Annotated in this window: 2 protein-coding genes; both read right to left on the bottom strand. The window is 71.6% G+C overall.

Going from position 1 to position 2,124, the window contains the following annotated elements; translation table 11 throughout:
• Window positions 1-38 precede the first annotated feature (38 nt).
• Entirely contained in the window at window positions 39-1,706 is a 1,668-nt protein-coding gene (locus tag HCJ92_RS23795; RefSeq protein WP_167935677.1) for a fumarate hydratase, read from the bottom strand.
• Window positions 1,707-1,840: 134 nt separating this feature from the next.
• A partial coding sequence (locus HCJ92_RS23790) for a hypothetical protein (RefSeq protein WP_167935676.1) occupies window positions 1,841-2,124 on the bottom strand: 284 nt, incomplete at its 5' end.

Below are 2,124 nucleotides of genomic sequence, written 5' to 3'. Positions count from 1 at the left end.
GACCCGCGAAGACGACCGCGGAGCCCGCGGTGCGGGCGTCAGCCGCGCACCGGGATGGAGGTCACGAACGGAGTGCTGGGACCGGGGTCGGTGAAGAAGTCGTTGCCCTTGTCGTCCACGACGACGAACGCGGGGAAGTCCTCGACCTCGATCCGCCAGACCGCCTCCATGCCGAGCTCCTCGTACTCCAGGACCTCGACCTTCTTGATGCAGTCCTGCGCCAGCCGTGCGGCCGGGCCGCCGATGGAGCCGAGGTAGAAGCCGCCGTGGCGGTCGCACGCCTCGGTGACCTGCTTGCTGCGGTTGCCCTTGGCGAGCATCACGAAGGAGCCGCCGGCCGCCTGGAACTGGTCGACGTAGGCGTCCATCCGGCCCGCGGTGGTGGGCCCGAAGGAGCCGGAGGCGTATCCCTCGGGCGTCTTGGCGGGCCCGGCGTAGTACACGGCGTGGTCACGCAGGTACTGGGGCATCTCGCCGCCGCCGTCGAGGAGTTCCTTGATCTTGGCGTGGGCGATGTCGCGGGCGACGACCAGCGGGCCGGTCAGCGACAGCCGGGTCTTGACGGGGTGGCGGGTGAGTTCGGCGCGGATCTCGTCCATGGGCCGGTTGAGGTCGATGCGGACGACGTCGGCGTCGGCGGAGAGGTCCTCGTCGGTGGTGTCCGGGAGGAAGCGCGCCGGGTCGGTCTCCAGCTGCTCCAGGAAGACCCCCTCGGCGGTGATCTTCGCGCGGGCCTGCCGGTCGGCGGAGCAGGAGACGGCGATGGCGACCGGGCAGGACGCGCCGTGGCGCGGCAGCCGGACGACGCGCACGTCGTGGCAGAAGTACTTGCCGCCGAACTGGGCGCCGATGCCGATGCGCTGGGTCAGCTCGAAGACCTGCTGCTCCAGCTCCCGGTCGCGGAAGCCGTGGCCGCTGGGCGAACCGGACTCCGGCAGCTCGTCCAGGTAGTGCGCGGAGGCGTACTTGGCGGTCTTGAGGGCGTACTCGGCCGAGGTGCCGCCGACGACGATCGCCAGGTGGTACGGCGGGCAGGCCGCGGTACCCAGCGAGCGGATCTTCTCCTCCAGGAACTTCATCATGGACGCCTCGTTGAGGACGGCCTTGGTCTCCTGGTAGAGGAACGACTTGTTGGCCGAGCCGCCGCCCTTGGCCATGAAGAGGAACTTGTAGGCGTCGCCGTCCTCCGCGTAGAGCTCGATCTGCGCGGGGAGGTTGGAGCCCGTGTTCTTCTCCTCCCACATCGTCAACGGCGCCAACTGCGAGTACCGCAGGTTCAGCTGGGTGTAGGCGTCGTACACCCCGCGCGACAGCGCCTCGGCGTCACCGCCCTCGGTGAGGACCTGCTGACCGCGCTTGCCCATGACGATGGCGGTACCGGTGTCCTGGCACATCGGCAGCACGCCGGCCGCGGCGATGTTGGCGTTCTTCAGCAGGTCCAGCGCGACGAAGCGGTCGTTGGCGGACGCCTCGGGGTCATCGAGGATCTTCCGCAGCTGCGCCAGGTGGTCGGGGCGCAGGTAGTGGGAGATGTCCCGCATCGCCTCGGCCGCGAGCCTGCGCAGCGCCTCCGGCTCGACCTTGAGGAAGGTGCGGCCGTCGGCCTCCACGGTGGACACCCCCTCGGCGGTGACCAGGCGGTACGGGGTGCTGTCCTCACCGGTCGGCAGCAGATCGGTGTAGGCGAACTCTGGCATGGCGGGCAACCTCATCCGGGCAGACTTCCGCGCCGGGCAGGCAGCGGCGGCGCGCCCACCAGCCTAGGACGCCGTCGCGGGCGGCTCCCGACCACCTCCCCGACCGAGTCCCCGCGCGCACGGCGGTGGCGGTGTGCGGGTGGTCAGTCGAGCAGGATGCGCCTGCCGCGCAGGGCACGGACCGCGCGACGGGTGCGTCGGTTGCCGTGGCGGTTGCGGAGCCGCTCGGCCACCTCCCTGGCCGGGCCTCCGCCCTCGGTGAGGCGGCCGAGCGCGACGCAGGCGGACTCGGTCGGCCAGCCGTCCGGGCCGTACAGCTCGGCGAGGTCGGGGACGAGTTCGCTCCACAACCGGACCGCGTCCTCCCGCTCGCCGCGTGCCTGGGCCGCGGCCGCCGCCTCGCGGCGCTGCCGCAGCCGCTCGGAGG

The organism is Streptomyces spiramenti, from assembly GCF_012034385.1.
GTDB classification, from domain to species: Bacteria; Actinomycetota; Actinomycetes; order Streptomycetales; family Streptomycetaceae; genus Streptomyces; species Streptomyces spiramenti.
The sequence above is the reverse complement of the archived record's forward strand: the minus strand, read 5'-3'. Positions and strand labels throughout refer to the sequence as shown.